An 11,902-nucleotide genomic window follows, 5' to 3' on the forward strand; every position below is an offset into this window, starting at 1 on the left:
TTCCCAAGACCCTTGATCCGGACAGTCATGACGTCGCCGCCTTATCGACCCGGACCCGCTCCGACGTCCGCAGCTCGTAGACAACCTCAGCCCCACCATCGGTACGCGCCGTCACGTACACGCAACCCGGCGACCCGTGGTGCCGAACCGCGACAACGGTGGAAACCCCGCCAGAGAGGCGCACAACGTCGCCCAGGCGCACAACGTCGCCCAGGCGCACAACGTCGCCCAGGCGCACAACGTCGCCCAGGCGCACAACGTCGCCCAGGCGCACAACGTCGCCCAGGCGCACATGCCGTGCCTCCACCATCCCCGGGATCAGCCCGCCGAGCACCCGCCAGTCCAGGTGAGCGGCCGCCCACTCCGCCCCAGCACGGAACCCATCCGCGGAACAGATCCGGGTGACCTCGTTCTCCGGGCCGAAGTTCGCCGGCTCCCACGAGTACGCCGTGACCGCGTCATCCAGCGACGCCGTGAACCCGCTCATGCCGGGACCTCCGCCGTCGGCCAGTCCGCCACCGGCTCACCCGAAGCCACCGGCTCAGCGGGCGCCCACGCATCCGGGTCCGGCCCACCAAGCTCCGCACGCCGCGCAGCCATCGCGTCCGCGTACGCCTTGACCCCGTCGATCCTGAGGCCCTTCGCGTGAGCGTCGATCTTGTCGAGCTCGGACGCGTCGGGAGCCTTCGCGATCGCCGCCACCGCCGCCGCGACTTTGTCCGCCGCGGTCTCCCGCGACACCTCGTTGCCCGCACGGTCCGCCACGGTCGTCGCATGCGTCCGCTCTCCCGCACCCGACCCGATGCCCAGGTCGGCCCACAGCTTCTCCACCGTGAACCCCGGGTACTGGCGGGGACCCTCGAGCATCACCCGGATCGACTTCAGCTTCGTGATCAGGAACTGGCCCCGCTCCCGCAGCTCCACCACCCCGGCCGCGTCGAACACCAGCGACTTGTGCGCCTGAACCTTCCAGTCCTTCGCCCCGGTCGGCTGCCCGTTCTCCATCACCGCAACCGGATCCAGGCGGGCAGTCAGCACCACCGGGCCCTGGTGCAGACGGAGCGTGTTCATCACGTCGTTCCACTGGTCCGCCGCGAGGTTCCACAGATCCATCGAGATCGTGAAGTCCCCGTTCGGGTTCCGCCGGCCCTTCGCCCGCTTGTTCGCGATCGCCTGCACGTTGTCCTGGATCAGCGTCCACAGCCGCGACATCGAGTCCACGACGATCAACGTCTGCAGATCACCCACAGCGGGTTCCTCCACCGCCGCCTTGATCGCGGCGAGGATCCCCGGGTACGTTCCGTCGTTGACGACGATGTCGAACTCGACACCCGGGATCAGCGAGTACTCGTCCGGGTCGTCCTCACCGATCCCGATGTACAGCGTCCGACCCACCAGGGGCGACGCTGATGCGGAGAGCGCCGCGAACGTCTTTCCCGCACCTTCTCGTCCTGCGAGCAGCAGGATCGGCCACGACGGTCTCCCCGTCGGCCTCCTCGTAGTCAGCACCATCTCAGTCCTCCTCGAACTCGTACGCGCACCAGGGGCACAGCCCCTCCTTGTCGATGACCACCCGGCGTTCACACCGCGGGCACTCGGCCGGGATCTTCGGATCCCCGACCAACAGGGGCCAGAACACCGACCCCGACTCCTTACGCAACTCCGCCAGCAACTCCCCCTGGCTGAGCTCCCCGATCGCAAGCTGCAACGTGAGGACGTCCTGCACGCCCCGCCAGTACCCCGACCGGTGCCCCTGCTTGGCCGACACCCCCAGCCGGTGCTGCCGCACATCCCAGAACGCCGACTCCGCAGCCTCCTGCTTCGAGCCCAGGGCGACACGGATCTGCGCCATGTCGAAGCCCGACAACGACGCGCTGCGGCCGGTCATCAGTCCTCGTCCTCCATGTCGCCGAAGTCGAGCGCGCCCTCACCCGTGCGGGCCTTGTACTCCGCCGCCTGCAGCTTCCCCGCAGCCGCCGCCCGCTCCTCGTCGAACAACGGCTCGATGTGCACCGCCGCGACGATCGGGTACTTCTCGTCCGCGATCTCGTCGTGGATCACCTTCGGGATCTCGTACGTGACGATCGCGGTGATCCGCTCCCCCGCCTTCGCCGCCTCGATGAGCCGCAGCTCGTTGCCGAACATCCCGTTCCGCTCGGCCTTCGGCGCACCGTTCTTGAACGCCGTCGGCTTGATCTCCGTAGTCATGTCCTGATTCCTCTCTCCTGACGCACGAGGTGTGCGCTCGTGCCCTGCACTCGTCAGGCGCACCGACAGTGAACTTCTCAGCGAAGCGCTCGGTCAGCGGCCGACGGGCGATGGTCATGACGCACCCCCAACCGGGGTGACGGTGACGTGCACACCAGGCGCCTCGCCGTACACCTTCGACGTCTGAACTTCCACGACCTGCGAGTCGTCGCCCCACACCTCACCGGAGTCGGTGATCCCGTCGAGCAGGGCACGGAGCAGCTTGTCCAGGTCGGGTCGGACGTGCGGGAACTCCCGCTTCACCGACGCCGGCCGGGCGAGCACGAACGCCGCCTCCACCCGCACAGGGCCGGTGAGCGCCGGACGATGCACCCACGTCGCCGCAGCTGCCCGGGCCACGGCCTCACGCCACGGCTTCAGCAGCGCCGGGTTCTTGTCGACGATCACCGCACGCCCACCCCGCACGAACGCGGTCTTCGAGCCCTGTGGCTGCGGCACACCGGCCACGAAGAACGGGGCGCTCACGACTGGACCTCCGTCGTGAAGGGGCGGCGTCCGCGTCCCTGCTGCTCATCGCACAGGTCACATCGGAGTTGGTCGCGCTCATCCGCGATACGCAGGAGGAGGTCGAACTCCTCGGGCGACAGCTCGACGATGCTCTGGAACACGCCGCGCCACTGCCGCAGGTTCGCGAGCATGCGGGCGTCGCTCTCGGCGCTCACGAGCGGTCCTCCCGTGCCTTTGCCGCGTATCGCCTTGGGAACTCCGGGTAGATCCGCCACGACACGGGCCGCAAGCCGGCTTCGTGTGCGCGCGCAATGAAGCAGACGGGGCAGAGGTTCCAGGTCACGTTGTCCGTGAACCAGACCGGGGTGTCGAGGGTGCCGCAATCCATGCACGGGCCATCGCCACGCGCTGCCTCCGGGAAACTGCGCCGCTCGGCGTCGGTGACCGTCCCACGGGGACGAACCGCGATGGCGCGCACCCGGTCGATGAGCGCGAGAACAACGTCCGGCGACGCAGCCGCGATGTACTCCGCGTTCGGGCCGTGCCCATCCTCCGACGTCGCGATGATGTCGGGGCCGTCGAGCGCTCCGATGAATCGGTGCGCCCAGTAGTTGACTTCGGGCTCGTCTTTGCCCATGCCGTCGAGCATCCACGGTCCGGGAGTCGCGGCGCGTGCCTTCGCTTCGAGCACGTCGAGGTCCAGCGCTTCGCGTACGTCGTCGGCGGGCGGGGAAGACAGGGCCGCGAGGAATCGATCCAGCTCGGCTCCATCTGCGCGAGCCACTTCCTCACGCCACATGCGACGCGACCACATCCACTCGGTCACAGCCTCGCGGACCTCCGCCTCACTCGGCGTATAGCTCTTGGCGCTCACAGGGTCACCACCAGCGCGAACACCAGCTCCACCAACACCAGGACACCCAGCACACCCGGGAGGACCAGCAGCACCCGAGGCGCCGGACGAGCATCCACCACCGCAGCCACGACGTCGTCACGGCGGACATCCTGCGCGGGCATCGGGCGGTTCACGACCGGCCACCCTTCGGCAGCACCACGAACAGGAACACGAACGGCGACAGCAACACCAGCAGGTCCGCCGCATTGAAACCCGGGACGGCAGCAGCCGGAGCGAGGACCGCCGCAACAGCGATCACGGACAGCCCACCGACCACACGGCGGACAGGGTGAGAACGAACTCTCATGAGGGATTCCTTCGAACAGCGGGCGCGACGAATAACGCCCAGAACAGGCAGGGAAGATCGGGGGGATCTACAGGGGTGAGGGTCAGCGGGCGCCCGTCATACGGTCCGCTCCGGGTAGATGCGACGAGCGTCGCGGATGGTCGGGTCGTCGGTCTCGATCTCCACCTGAGTGTGAGCGTCCCGGAACACCGTCACCGGCTCGTCTTCGTGGCGGGCTGAGTAGACCGTCACCGCGCGCATCCCGCCGGACGGCAGGTCTACGTCCCACACCTCGGCCGGCCCGGCGTCGTACCACGGCTTCGGGTCCGGGTGAGCATCGAAGTAGGCGCGGGCCGCGTCCTTGAACGGGCCGTCGATGGTCGATCCCTCGACCGTGTCCACGAAGTCACCGGTCGGTTCGAGGATGACCCGCACCCGCCGCGCATTCTCGGGTGGATAGGCGTCACGCTGGTAGACCACGTAGTCCGGGTTCTCGGGCCACCTCCACCGTCCGAGGCGGGCGTCCTCCTCAGCCCGGGCCGTCGACCGCACGTGGTCGGCGTACTCCTTGAACGCCGCACCCACCTGACTCTTCGCGTTGACGAGCGGATGCACTCCCGGAGCTGTCACCTGGACGCCAGCGGTCCTCTCGGAGAACGTGTGACCGGTGGATGCGGTGAAGTCGTTCACGGCCGCACCTTCTCCGCGCGCGCTTCCGGCAGAGAGTCCAGGAACCGCTGCCCCTCCGCTCTCGTGATCAGCGGCTTCCGTCCGCTGTACTTCGGCACGAGCTCGTCCCGGGCGATGTGCCGCATCAGCTGTGCGTACGACAGCGACACCACCTCGGCGAACTCCTCCAGCGAGTACGCCAGCTTCTCGAGCTGCGGAGTCCCGTTCATGCCGACACCTCAGCGGGTCGGATCGTTCCCGCGACGAACAGCATCGGCGCTGAGCCGTGGGGGTGGACAACGAAGACGCGGTCCTGATCCGGGGTGTTGGCGCGACCGCGCACGAACGGCTCGAGCTCCTGGTCGCGCGAGGCGGTGAACGACACCATGTGCTCGACACGTCGACCGCGGAGCATGCCGGTGACCACGCCGGTGTACTCGCCGCCCTTTGTGAGACGGGTCGCCCGGATCACCTCCGGGAACATGTCAGCGGTGGTGAAACCAAGAAGGCCGCCGGCGGTCAGGGCCTCACGCACCGACACGTCCCCGTTGACGGGGAGTGCCTGCACGGAGGACTCCTGACGGCCGACGGCCTTCGGGTCCGGGGCGGGGAATCTTCTGGGGAACGTCATGAGTGAAGTTCTACACCTCATTTTTGAAGCGCGCAAGTCATCTGTGAGGCTCCCGCACTTACTCATGCGGTCCCAGACACCTAAAGTGGGTGCCATGGCGCGACAGAAGAAAACCCCACACCCGTTCGATCAGCACCTCGGCGGGGCGATCAAGGCCACTCGCACGCGACGGAAGATGACCCAGCAGGACCTCTCCGATGCGGCCGATATCCCGCTGTCGAACCTGCAGCGCCGCGAGGACGGAACGAACGAAACATCGGTGGGAGAGCTCGAGCGCATCGCCGTCGCTCTCCGCGTGGCGTCACGGGAACTCGTCGACATGGCGCTCACCGACTACAGCGACGCCGGCACCGTCGAGGACGGATTACGCAAGCTCGTGACATCGGTGTCGGAGCCCACGTCTACCGTCGCTGATCACGACAACGTGACCTACATCGGACGGGCCCATCCCGGTGTACGCGACGCAGCGAACACCGACGAACCCGCCCCACCCAAGGACTGACAAGGGGGGATCATGCGAGCGCTACTCGCTCACGCAGCGCACCTCGGCGTAAGCGTGCACGTCGCACACATCACACCGCCTTACCGCGGTTTCTACGACCACGACATGCGTATGGTCGTCTACGACTTCAACCTGTCCCCGATCGAGCGAGATTGCGTTCTGGCGCACGAACTCGGGCACGCCTTCTACGGACACCAAGACCGCCACGATCAGCAGGCAGAAGACGACGCAGACGCGTACGCGGCCGCGCTGCTTGTTGATCCGGACCGGTATGCGCGTCTCGAGCACATCGGCCTCAACCCGGACGAGATCGCGGAGGAGCTCGGGGTGAACGAGAAGCTGCTCCGCGTGTTCGTCGAGACGCAGGTGACGAGGATCCGCGGCGCCGCTTACTCCACGTCACGAATGGGTCAGGGACAGTTCCGACATGCCGCCCGGTGGGCAGTCTGAGCGGGATGGTTGCACCGATGGTTGCACCAGGCCCGTCGTTGGATCACCGGTAGAACGAGAGAAGGGGCCACGATCCCAGTGTGTGACTGGTGATCGCGGCCCCTTCTAGCTGTGCCCCCGACAGGATTCGAACCTGCGACTTCTGGTACCGGAAACCAACGCTCTATCCCCTGAGCTACGGAGGCGGACCGGTCAAGGTTAGCACCGCGCCGGCCCCGCGCCCGACCCGGCGGGGTGCCGGCGCGGGCATCTCACGCGACGATCACTCGTCGCCGATGACTCCGATGCCCGTGGCCTCGTGATCGGCGTCCGGGTCGTCGCCGGAGGGCGCCTTCGACTGCTCGTCGACGTCGTTCGTCTGGCTCGGGGCGACCGTCTGGTCGTCGCCGAGGTCTTCGGAGTCGTCGGCCGGTGCGGTGTTCTGAGGATCGCTCATGGATCATCCCTTCCTCGCGGAGGACCAGCTTCGCAAACCCGGTCGCGGGGACGCGGAGGGTTGACCCGGCGCGCGAAGTGGTTCAGCGACGGCGCCCCGCCCACGCGCGCAAGCGCGCACGCAACGGCAGGGTGAGGTCGACGAAGCGCCCGTCGGCGGGGACGGTGACGCGATCACCCGAGTCGGTGGAACTCCCCCGGACGTAGGCCGCGCCCACCGCGACGTAGGTCTGCAGCAGCATCTCGGCCTCGGCACGCGTCGAGGTCGTGTCGTCGAGGCGGGCGCGGTGACCGGAATCCACCCGCACCGAGAACCACCGGGTCCCCGGGGTCGAGACGACCGCCCAGCGCTCCCCCGCCGACAGACGCACGAACGCTTCGCCGTCGTCCAGCCCCGTCGCCGGCGACAGATCGTCGTATTCGGGAACGAGCGCGTCGAGCGTCGCCAGCGCCTCGGTGGCGGTGACGAAGTCGGCGCGCCCCGCGCTCAGGCCGCCCCACTCGAACTTCCGGTCGGGGGTCATCGGGGCCCCGGGCGATCGAGCGTGCACGTCATCCCGCGAGCGTAGCCGTCCCACGACTCCAGGCCCCGGCATCCCGCCGAGATGCGCCGCCGCGGCGAGAACCCTGAGCGTCGACTGAGCGCACCCTCTACGATGAGCGGCATGCTGACGTCCTCGCCCAACAACATCTTCGACCAGACCTCGATCTTCGCGCTGAGCGGGACCAACTCGCTGATCGCCGTCGCCGTGTACGTGCTCATGGTGATCGCGCTCTGGCGCGTCTTCACGAAGGCGGGCTACCCCGGGTGGCTCGCGATCATCCCCATCGTCAACGCGATCTACGTCGTCAAGGTTGCCGGGTACTCGGGCTGGATGACGCTGCTCTATCTCATCCCGATCGTCAACATCATCTTCCACATCATCGTCTCGATCCGACTCGGCCGTGCGTTCGGCCACGGGTGGTTCTTCTCGTTCGTTCTGCTGGTGGTCTTCTGGATCATCGGATACCTCATCGTCGGCTTCAGCGACGACAAGTACCGCGTCGAGCGCATCTGACCCTGCAGCCTCACGCCACCGCCGAGGCTTTCTCTCTCGCGGTCGCGCGCAGGCCCGCCGCGATCCGCGCCGCGCGCGCGACCGTGAGACCCGGCGCGTAGCACCGCAGGAGGGCGAGGCCGACGGCCGGCAGATGGGCGGGGTCGGGGTAGATCATCCACATCGGGGTGAACTCGGGCTGGAACTTCTTCTTGAAGTTCGCCAGGGATCGAAAGCCGTATGCCGGTTCCAGCAGAGAGCTCAACTGCCGCAGGAAGCGCTCGACCCCGTCGAGATCGGCATCCGGCTCCTCGTGGTGGAAGGCCAGGGGCGAACCGGAAAGGCTCAGGACGCGGCATCCCTCGGCCCGCAGCCGCTCGACGACGGCCCCGATGACGAATTCCATCACGCCGTTCATCGCGTCGTGGCGGCGACGCATGACATCCAGCGCATACCCCCGGATACCGGATGCCGCGTACACCGGGATCCAACTGGTCACGGCGACCACGTGGCCGCGTGCGTCTCGCGCGATCATCATGCGCACGTCCGGGTCCGCCATCTGATCGACGCCCCCGAGGGTGAACTCCATCTCGGGGATCGTCTTGTCGGCGACCCAGGCCTCGGAGATCTCGCGGATCTGCGCGCGGTCGCGGAACGACAGCTCCGCCCACGAGGTCCACTCCGCGCGCAGCCCCTCGCGTTCCGCGCGGTTGGTCGCGGTGCGCACGTCCTGGCGCTTCTTCCCCGCGGGCGTCCACGTCAGCGCATCCAGTCGGGCCTCTTCGGCGACCTGCGTCCTGCTCCAGCCGAGCGGCTCGAGGGACGCGCTCTCGGCATCGTCGACGCTGTAGAACACCGGCGTCCAGCCGCGTTCGCCGCAGAAATCGACGAAGGCCCGAGCGACGTCGGGGCGAGCACGGTCGCGCCCGAACGCCCCGCCGAGGGTGACGGCGACGCGCCCGCGCACGCGGTAGGCGATGGCCGCGTCAGCGTGCGGGGCGAACCAGTACGTGTTCCCCGGCCACGTGGTCATGAAGGACAGGGAGCCCCCGCCACCCCGTGCCAGCACGGCGCGGGCGCGGGTGCGGTCCCCTGAACGCTCCACCGACCCGGGGCTCAGGACGAAGCGGATCGAGGCGATCACACACACCATCCAGAAGACCGCCGACGGCACGTACCACGCCGCTTGCGCCCACCCCGTCTCGGGCACATACACCACCGACTCGGCCGGCAGCAGCGATGGCGGGAGCAGGCGCAGGGCGAGTCCCTGCACCACCGCCGACGGCCCCGGCACGGGCGCGAAGTGGTTCGAGAGCGCGATGGTGTCCCCACGAACGCCGTCGCCGAGGCTCCGAACGCCGCGAGACCCACGGTGCCGAGGAAGAGCGCACGGGCCCCACCCGCCGACCCGATCCGAGCGGCGCTCCGGAAGACGAACAGCGTGATCGCCACCGCCAAGGGAACCAACGCCCCCATCGCCGCACCCACGAGGGTCTGCCACCCGTATGAGGCGTCGTCCGCATCGCGCGCAACGGCCAGCGCGGCGATGGTGTCGGGCTCGGTGACGGCGAAGACGTAGGCCATACCCGCGAAGACGAGCAGGTTGATCGCGATCGCGATGCCCAGGGCACCGCGGCGTCCGCGCAGGATGCCCCACGAGGCCACGAGGAGCACCGCCAGCGGCAGGACGGCGATCCACCCCGCGTGGGGCTGGAGCTCACCGGTCGACCACCCGCCCGCCGGGCAGGCGACGACGGCGGACCCGGGGACGCACACGCGCCCGTCCACGACGGTGAGCGGATCCCACGAGAGCCAACCGTAGATCGAGAGCAGCCCCGAGCCGCTCCCCCACAGTGTCGCCACGACCGGCCCCACGGCGGTGACAGCCGACAGTGCGGCCAGGAGGACACGCGTCTCGTGGTGGGAACTGCGGTGCACGCGCAGCGTCGCCCGCCGGCCGCCGAGGAACGTGCCGAGACCGAGTCCGACGGGCAGCGCGATGAGCGCGAACAGGTCGTTGGCGGAAGCCGAGTACAGGAACAGCGTCACGGCCAGGAAGGTGCTCGCCCAGCGTACGCGTCGTCGCCACAGGGCGCCGAGGAAGCAGCTCGCGGTCATCGTCACCACCAGGAGCGCGGCGACCGGCGGCGCCCCTGTGAACGGCTCGTCGTTCAGCGGGAGGCCCGCCAGGAATGCGCGTTCGACGACTCCGACCGCCAACCCGACGACCGATGTCGCCAGCCCGCCGCCGAAAAACGCGACCATGAGCCGACGCGGTCCCATCGCGCGCTCCGCGAACCCACCGACCACCAGGACCGCGATGAGAACGACCGGCAGCAGTGCGGGGTCATCGACCGTGAAGAGACTCCGCGCGATCTCGCGCACGTCGAACGGGCCGTCACCGAGGGAGACGCTCCGGCGCACCTGGAGGATGCTGACGACGGCGATCACCCCGGCGAGTGCGAGGGTGGCGCTCGGCGGGAGGAACCGACCGAGGATCCGCCACGGCCCTGCGGAGGCGGGAGGCACCGAGACCGTAAGCGTCGGTGGGGCATCCCGCACGGGCGAGGGCGAGACAACGGCGGTCGGCGACATGGGGCTCCGATCGGGTGAACGTCACCCCGCGCGAGGCGCGAGCTGACGATCCATCGTCTCCGCACCCGCGTACGGGTGTCATCCACCCCGCGGTGTATCCGTCCCCGCTGATCGGCGGGGCCCCGACGGACGCCCCGGCGGTCAGGCCTGGGTGGGGTGGTCGAAGTCCCAGTCCACGGGAGCCTCGTCGGGGCCGCTCTCGGACTCGACGAGGCGCAGGGCGGGCCGGGGGAAGAGCCGGTGGTTGCGCAGGTCGTCGGAGGCGGAAGAGAAGTCGGGCTCCTCACCCTCCCAGTCCAGCGGCGCCGACAGCACGTCGTTGCCCATCCCGATCACCAGTTCGGCCTGCGCCACCGTGTTGTCGTCGGTGACGATGGGGATGCTGACGGCCTCGGCCTGCCCCTCCTTCGCCACGGCGGCAGTCAGTTCCACCAGGGAAGCGGCGACATCGTTCGTCGTGATCACGGTCTCGCCGGCGTACGTCACACATCTCATGCGATCCAGCGTGACGAGCCCCCTTCCGCACCGGGGGCGGGTTGCGTCGATCCGACCAGTGGGATACGCGTCGTCAGTCGCGTCGCTGAGCGGAACGGAACATCGCGGCATCCAGCTCGAACCACACCGCACGCGCGGTGTCGAATTCGGCGAATCGCTCGGGAGGCGAGTCGTCGATGCTGAGGCGATACCCCCGCGGAAGGTCGTCCACGTGCTGTCCGTCCCGCGGGCCGCCGACGAGCACGTAGATCACGGTGACGGCGGGGATCCGGCGTCGACCGCGACGCCATCGACCGCATCGCTCATGCGGTGCAGGAAGTCCACGACGACCGCGGACTCCTCGGCGGACATGTCGATCACGGCGGCCAGCATGCGATCGTGCATGTTGCCGAGGGTCTGACGCACCTCGGCATGCGCGCGATCGGTGGCCTGGATGAAGATACTGCGCCGGTCGTCCGGGTTGGCGATGCGGGTGATGTGACCGGACCGCTCGAGACGGTCCAGGATCGCCGTGGTCGACGCGGTCGACAGCCCCAGGTACCGCGTCAGCTCGCCGGGGCGGACCTTCGCGTCGGACCCGCGCAGCAGGTAACGCAGGACGAGCAGTTCGTTCTCGCCCATCGACATGGAATCGCGCGTACGTCGCCGCATCGCCAACTCTGCCGCGCGGTAGACGCGCAGAGCTTCGAGCACCGCCTTGCTGCGCGCTCGCCGATCACCGGGTTCTTCGCCGTACCAGTAGGTGTCCGAGTCGCGATCTCCGGGAGGGAGGCTCTGGGACACCGCACGCATGTCCGTCATGGCGTACGCCCCTCGTTGTCGATCTGGAAATCATACAACGGAACAAATAGTTCGACAAACTAGTTACTAACCGAGTATGTTCTTCCCGTAGCTAACCCACGGAAAGGAGCTCATCATGGGATCCCTCTACTACGGCACTTCGGCCGACCCCATCCGTATTCCGGACCGCCTCCTCTCGCATCTAAAGGTCGTCACGGCGACAAAGCTCCGCCGTAGCGAGAGCTTCACCCTCAGCTGGACCCACGTCGACGGCTCCCCCGGTCGTTCCACCCTCTGGCTGCAGCCCGCGATTCCCCTGCGGTTCGTCTTCGACAGCGCCGAGCCCGAGCAGCTGAACGCCCAGATCCTCAAGGACATGGCGGACATGGCCAACTCCTCGGCGGGCCTGGTC

23 protein-coding genes and 1 tRNA gene are annotated in these 11,902 nt (G+C 68.4%); 4 read left to right on the forward strand and 20 right to left on the reverse strand.

Annotation, left to right across the window (positions count from 1 at the left end):
• Positions 1 to 25 precede the first annotated feature (25 nt).
• From FE256_RS03990 to FE256_RS04035, 12 genes are all read right to left on the reverse strand, one after another.
• The gene (locus FE256_RS03990) at positions 26 to 487 is read right to left on the reverse strand and encodes a hypothetical protein (protein ID WP_138173001.1); all 462 of its coding nucleotides are present in this window, start codon (positions 485 to 487) and stop codon (positions 26 to 28) included.
• Positions 484 to 1,395, reverse strand: a complete 912-nt coding sequence (locus tag FE256_RS03995; RefSeq protein ID WP_138173003.1) for a DEAD/DEAH box helicase family protein — start codon at positions 1,393 to 1,395, stop codon at positions 484 to 486. Before FE256_RS03995 ends, FE256_RS03990 begins: the two co-directional genes overlap by 4 nt.
• Before the next feature lie 118 nt (positions 1,396 to 1,513).
• On the reverse strand, positions 1,514 to 1,888 hold the full coding sequence (locus FE256_RS04000) for a hypothetical protein (RefSeq protein ID WP_138173005.1): 375 nt from the start codon (positions 1,886 to 1,888) through the stop codon (positions 1,514 to 1,516).
• Positions 1,888 to 2,208, reverse strand: a complete 321-nt coding sequence (locus tag FE256_RS04005) for a hypothetical protein (RefSeq protein WP_138173007.1) — start codon at positions 2,206 to 2,208, stop codon at positions 1,888 to 1,890. Before FE256_RS04005 ends, FE256_RS04000 begins: the two co-directional genes overlap by 1 nt.
• A 114-nt stretch (positions 2,209 to 2,322) precedes the next feature.
• Positions 2,323 to 2,733 carry a RusA family crossover junction endodeoxyribonuclease gene (locus FE256_RS04010; protein WP_138173009.1) on the reverse strand — a complete coding sequence of 137 codons (411 nt, stop codon included), beginning with the start codon at positions 2,731 to 2,733 and terminating at the stop codon, positions 2,323 to 2,325.
• Complete coding sequence (locus tag FE256_RS04015) at positions 2,730 to 2,930, reverse strand: hypothetical protein (RefSeq protein ID WP_138173011.1); 201 nt, start codon at positions 2,928 to 2,930, stop codon at positions 2,730 to 2,732. Before FE256_RS04015 ends, FE256_RS04010 begins: the two co-directional genes overlap by 4 nt.
• The gene (locus FE256_RS04020) at positions 2,927 to 3,589 is read right to left on the reverse strand and encodes an ead/Ea22-like family protein (RefSeq protein WP_138173013.1); all 663 of its coding nucleotides are present in this window, start codon (positions 3,587 to 3,589) and stop codon (positions 2,927 to 2,929) included. The genes FE256_RS04015 and FE256_RS04020 overlap by 4 nt, the downstream gene beginning before the upstream one ends.
• The gene (locus FE256_RS18065) at positions 3,586 to 3,744 is read right to left on the reverse strand and encodes a hypothetical protein (protein WP_171024184.1); all 159 of its coding nucleotides are present in this window, start codon (positions 3,742 to 3,744) and stop codon (positions 3,586 to 3,588) included. Before FE256_RS18065 ends, FE256_RS04020 begins: the two co-directional genes overlap by 4 nt.
• Positions 3,741 to 3,917 carry a hypothetical protein gene (locus tag FE256_RS18070; RefSeq protein WP_171024185.1) on the reverse strand — a complete coding sequence of 59 codons (177 nt, stop codon included), beginning with the start codon at positions 3,915 to 3,917 and terminating at the stop codon, positions 3,741 to 3,743. Before FE256_RS18070 ends, FE256_RS18065 begins: the two co-directional genes overlap by 4 nt.
• A gap of 96 nt (positions 3,918 to 4,013) precedes the next feature.
• Positions 4,014 to 4,586, reverse strand: coding sequence for a hypothetical protein (locus FE256_RS04025; protein WP_138173015.1), 573 nt, complete (start codon positions 4,584 to 4,586; stop codon positions 4,014 to 4,016).
• Positions 4,583 to 4,795 carry a hypothetical protein gene (locus FE256_RS04030; protein WP_138173017.1) on the reverse strand — a complete coding sequence of 71 codons (213 nt, stop codon included), beginning with the start codon at positions 4,793 to 4,795 and terminating at the stop codon, positions 4,583 to 4,585. The genes FE256_RS04025 and FE256_RS04030 overlap by 4 nt, the downstream gene beginning before the upstream one ends.
• Positions 4,792 to 5,196 (reverse strand): hypothetical protein, encoded by a 405-nt coding sequence (locus FE256_RS04035; RefSeq protein WP_138173019.1) that lies wholly within the window; start codon positions 5,194 to 5,196, stop codon positions 4,792 to 4,794. Before FE256_RS04035 ends, FE256_RS04030 begins: the two co-directional genes overlap by 4 nt.
• Before the next feature lie 94 nt (positions 5,197 to 5,290).
• Here FE256_RS04035 and FE256_RS04040 point away from each other — a divergent pair, with 94 nt between their 5' ends.
• On the forward strand, positions 5,291 to 5,698 hold the full coding sequence (locus FE256_RS04040) for a helix-turn-helix domain-containing protein (RefSeq protein WP_171024186.1): 408 nt from the start codon (positions 5,291 to 5,293) through the stop codon (positions 5,696 to 5,698).
• A 54-nt stretch (positions 5,699 to 5,752) separates the two neighbouring features.
• The gene (locus FE256_RS04045) at positions 5,753 to 6,148 is read left to right on the forward strand and encodes an ImmA/IrrE family metallo-endopeptidase (protein WP_171024187.1); all 396 of its coding nucleotides are present in this window, start codon (positions 5,753 to 5,755) and stop codon (positions 6,146 to 6,148) included.
• A gap of 112 nt (positions 6,149 to 6,260) precedes the next feature.
• On the opposite strand, the gene FE256_RS04050 is transcribed toward FE256_RS04045, so the two are convergent.
• From FE256_RS04050 to FE256_RS04055, 3 genes are all read right to left on the reverse strand, one after another.
• Positions 6,261 to 6,333 (reverse strand) — tRNA-Arg (locus FE256_RS04050).
• Positions 6,334 to 6,410: 77 nt separating this feature from the next.
• Positions 6,411 to 6,584: a hypothetical protein gene (locus tag FE256_RS18075; protein ID WP_171024188.1), complete on the reverse strand. Its 174-nt coding sequence runs from the start codon at positions 6,582 to 6,584 to the stop codon at positions 6,411 to 6,413.
• Positions 6,585 to 6,666: 82 nt separating this feature from the next.
• Positions 6,667 to 7,107 (reverse strand): hypothetical protein, encoded by a 441-nt coding sequence (locus tag FE256_RS04055; protein WP_138173025.1) that lies wholly within the window; start codon positions 7,105 to 7,107, stop codon positions 6,667 to 6,669.
• 141 nt (positions 7,108 to 7,248) lie between these two features.
• Between FE256_RS04055 and FE256_RS04060 the strand changes: the two genes are divergently transcribed.
• Positions 7,249 to 7,641, forward strand: a complete 393-nt coding sequence (locus FE256_RS04060) for a DUF5684 domain-containing protein (RefSeq protein WP_138173027.1) — start codon at positions 7,249 to 7,251, stop codon at positions 7,639 to 7,641.
• A gap of 10 nt (positions 7,642 to 7,651) precedes the next feature.
• Here FE256_RS04060 and FE256_RS04065 read toward each other — a convergent pair whose 3' ends face one another.
• The 5 genes from FE256_RS04065 to FE256_RS04075 all read right to left on the reverse strand — a co-directional run bounded on the left by FE256_RS04065 (position 7,652) and on the right by FE256_RS04075 (position 11,511).
• Positions 7,652 to 8,773, reverse strand: coding sequence for a bifunctional lysylphosphatidylglycerol flippase/synthetase MprF (locus tag FE256_RS04065; RefSeq protein ID WP_289508572.1), 1,122 nt, complete (start codon positions 8,771 to 8,773; stop codon positions 7,652 to 7,654).
• Complete coding sequence (locus FE256_RS18080; protein ID WP_171024190.1) at positions 8,761 to 10,149, reverse strand: hypothetical protein; 1,389 nt, start codon at positions 10,147 to 10,149, stop codon at positions 8,761 to 8,763. The genes FE256_RS04065 and FE256_RS18080 overlap by 13 nt, the downstream gene beginning before the upstream one ends.
• A 207-nt stretch (positions 10,150 to 10,356) precedes the next feature.
• A complete protein-coding gene (locus FE256_RS04070) occupies positions 10,357 to 10,710 on the reverse strand; it encodes a hypothetical protein (protein ID WP_252370892.1) in 354 nt (117 codons plus the stop codon).
• Between the two features lie 73 nt (positions 10,711 to 10,783).
• Positions 10,784 to 10,921, reverse strand: coding sequence for a hypothetical protein (locus FE256_RS18085; RefSeq protein WP_171024191.1), 138 nt, complete (start codon positions 10,919 to 10,921; stop codon positions 10,784 to 10,786).
• Positions 10,922 to 10,959: 38 nt separating this feature from the next.
• Complete coding sequence (locus tag FE256_RS04075; protein ID WP_252370893.1) at positions 10,960 to 11,511, reverse strand: MarR family winged helix-turn-helix transcriptional regulator; 552 nt, start codon at positions 11,509 to 11,511, stop codon at positions 10,960 to 10,962.
• A 115-nt stretch (positions 11,512 to 11,626) separates the two neighbouring features.
• Between FE256_RS04075 and FE256_RS04080 the strand changes: the two genes are divergently transcribed.
• On the forward strand, positions 11,627 to 11,902 hold a 276-nt coding region (locus FE256_RS04080; protein WP_138173031.1), incomplete at its 3' end, for a DUF7882 family protein.

The sequence above is a fragment of the Microbacterium sp. 5K110 genome (assembly GCF_005774735.1).
In the GTDB taxonomy this organism is placed as follows: Bacteria; Actinomycetota; Actinomycetes; order Actinomycetales; family Microbacteriaceae; genus Microbacterium.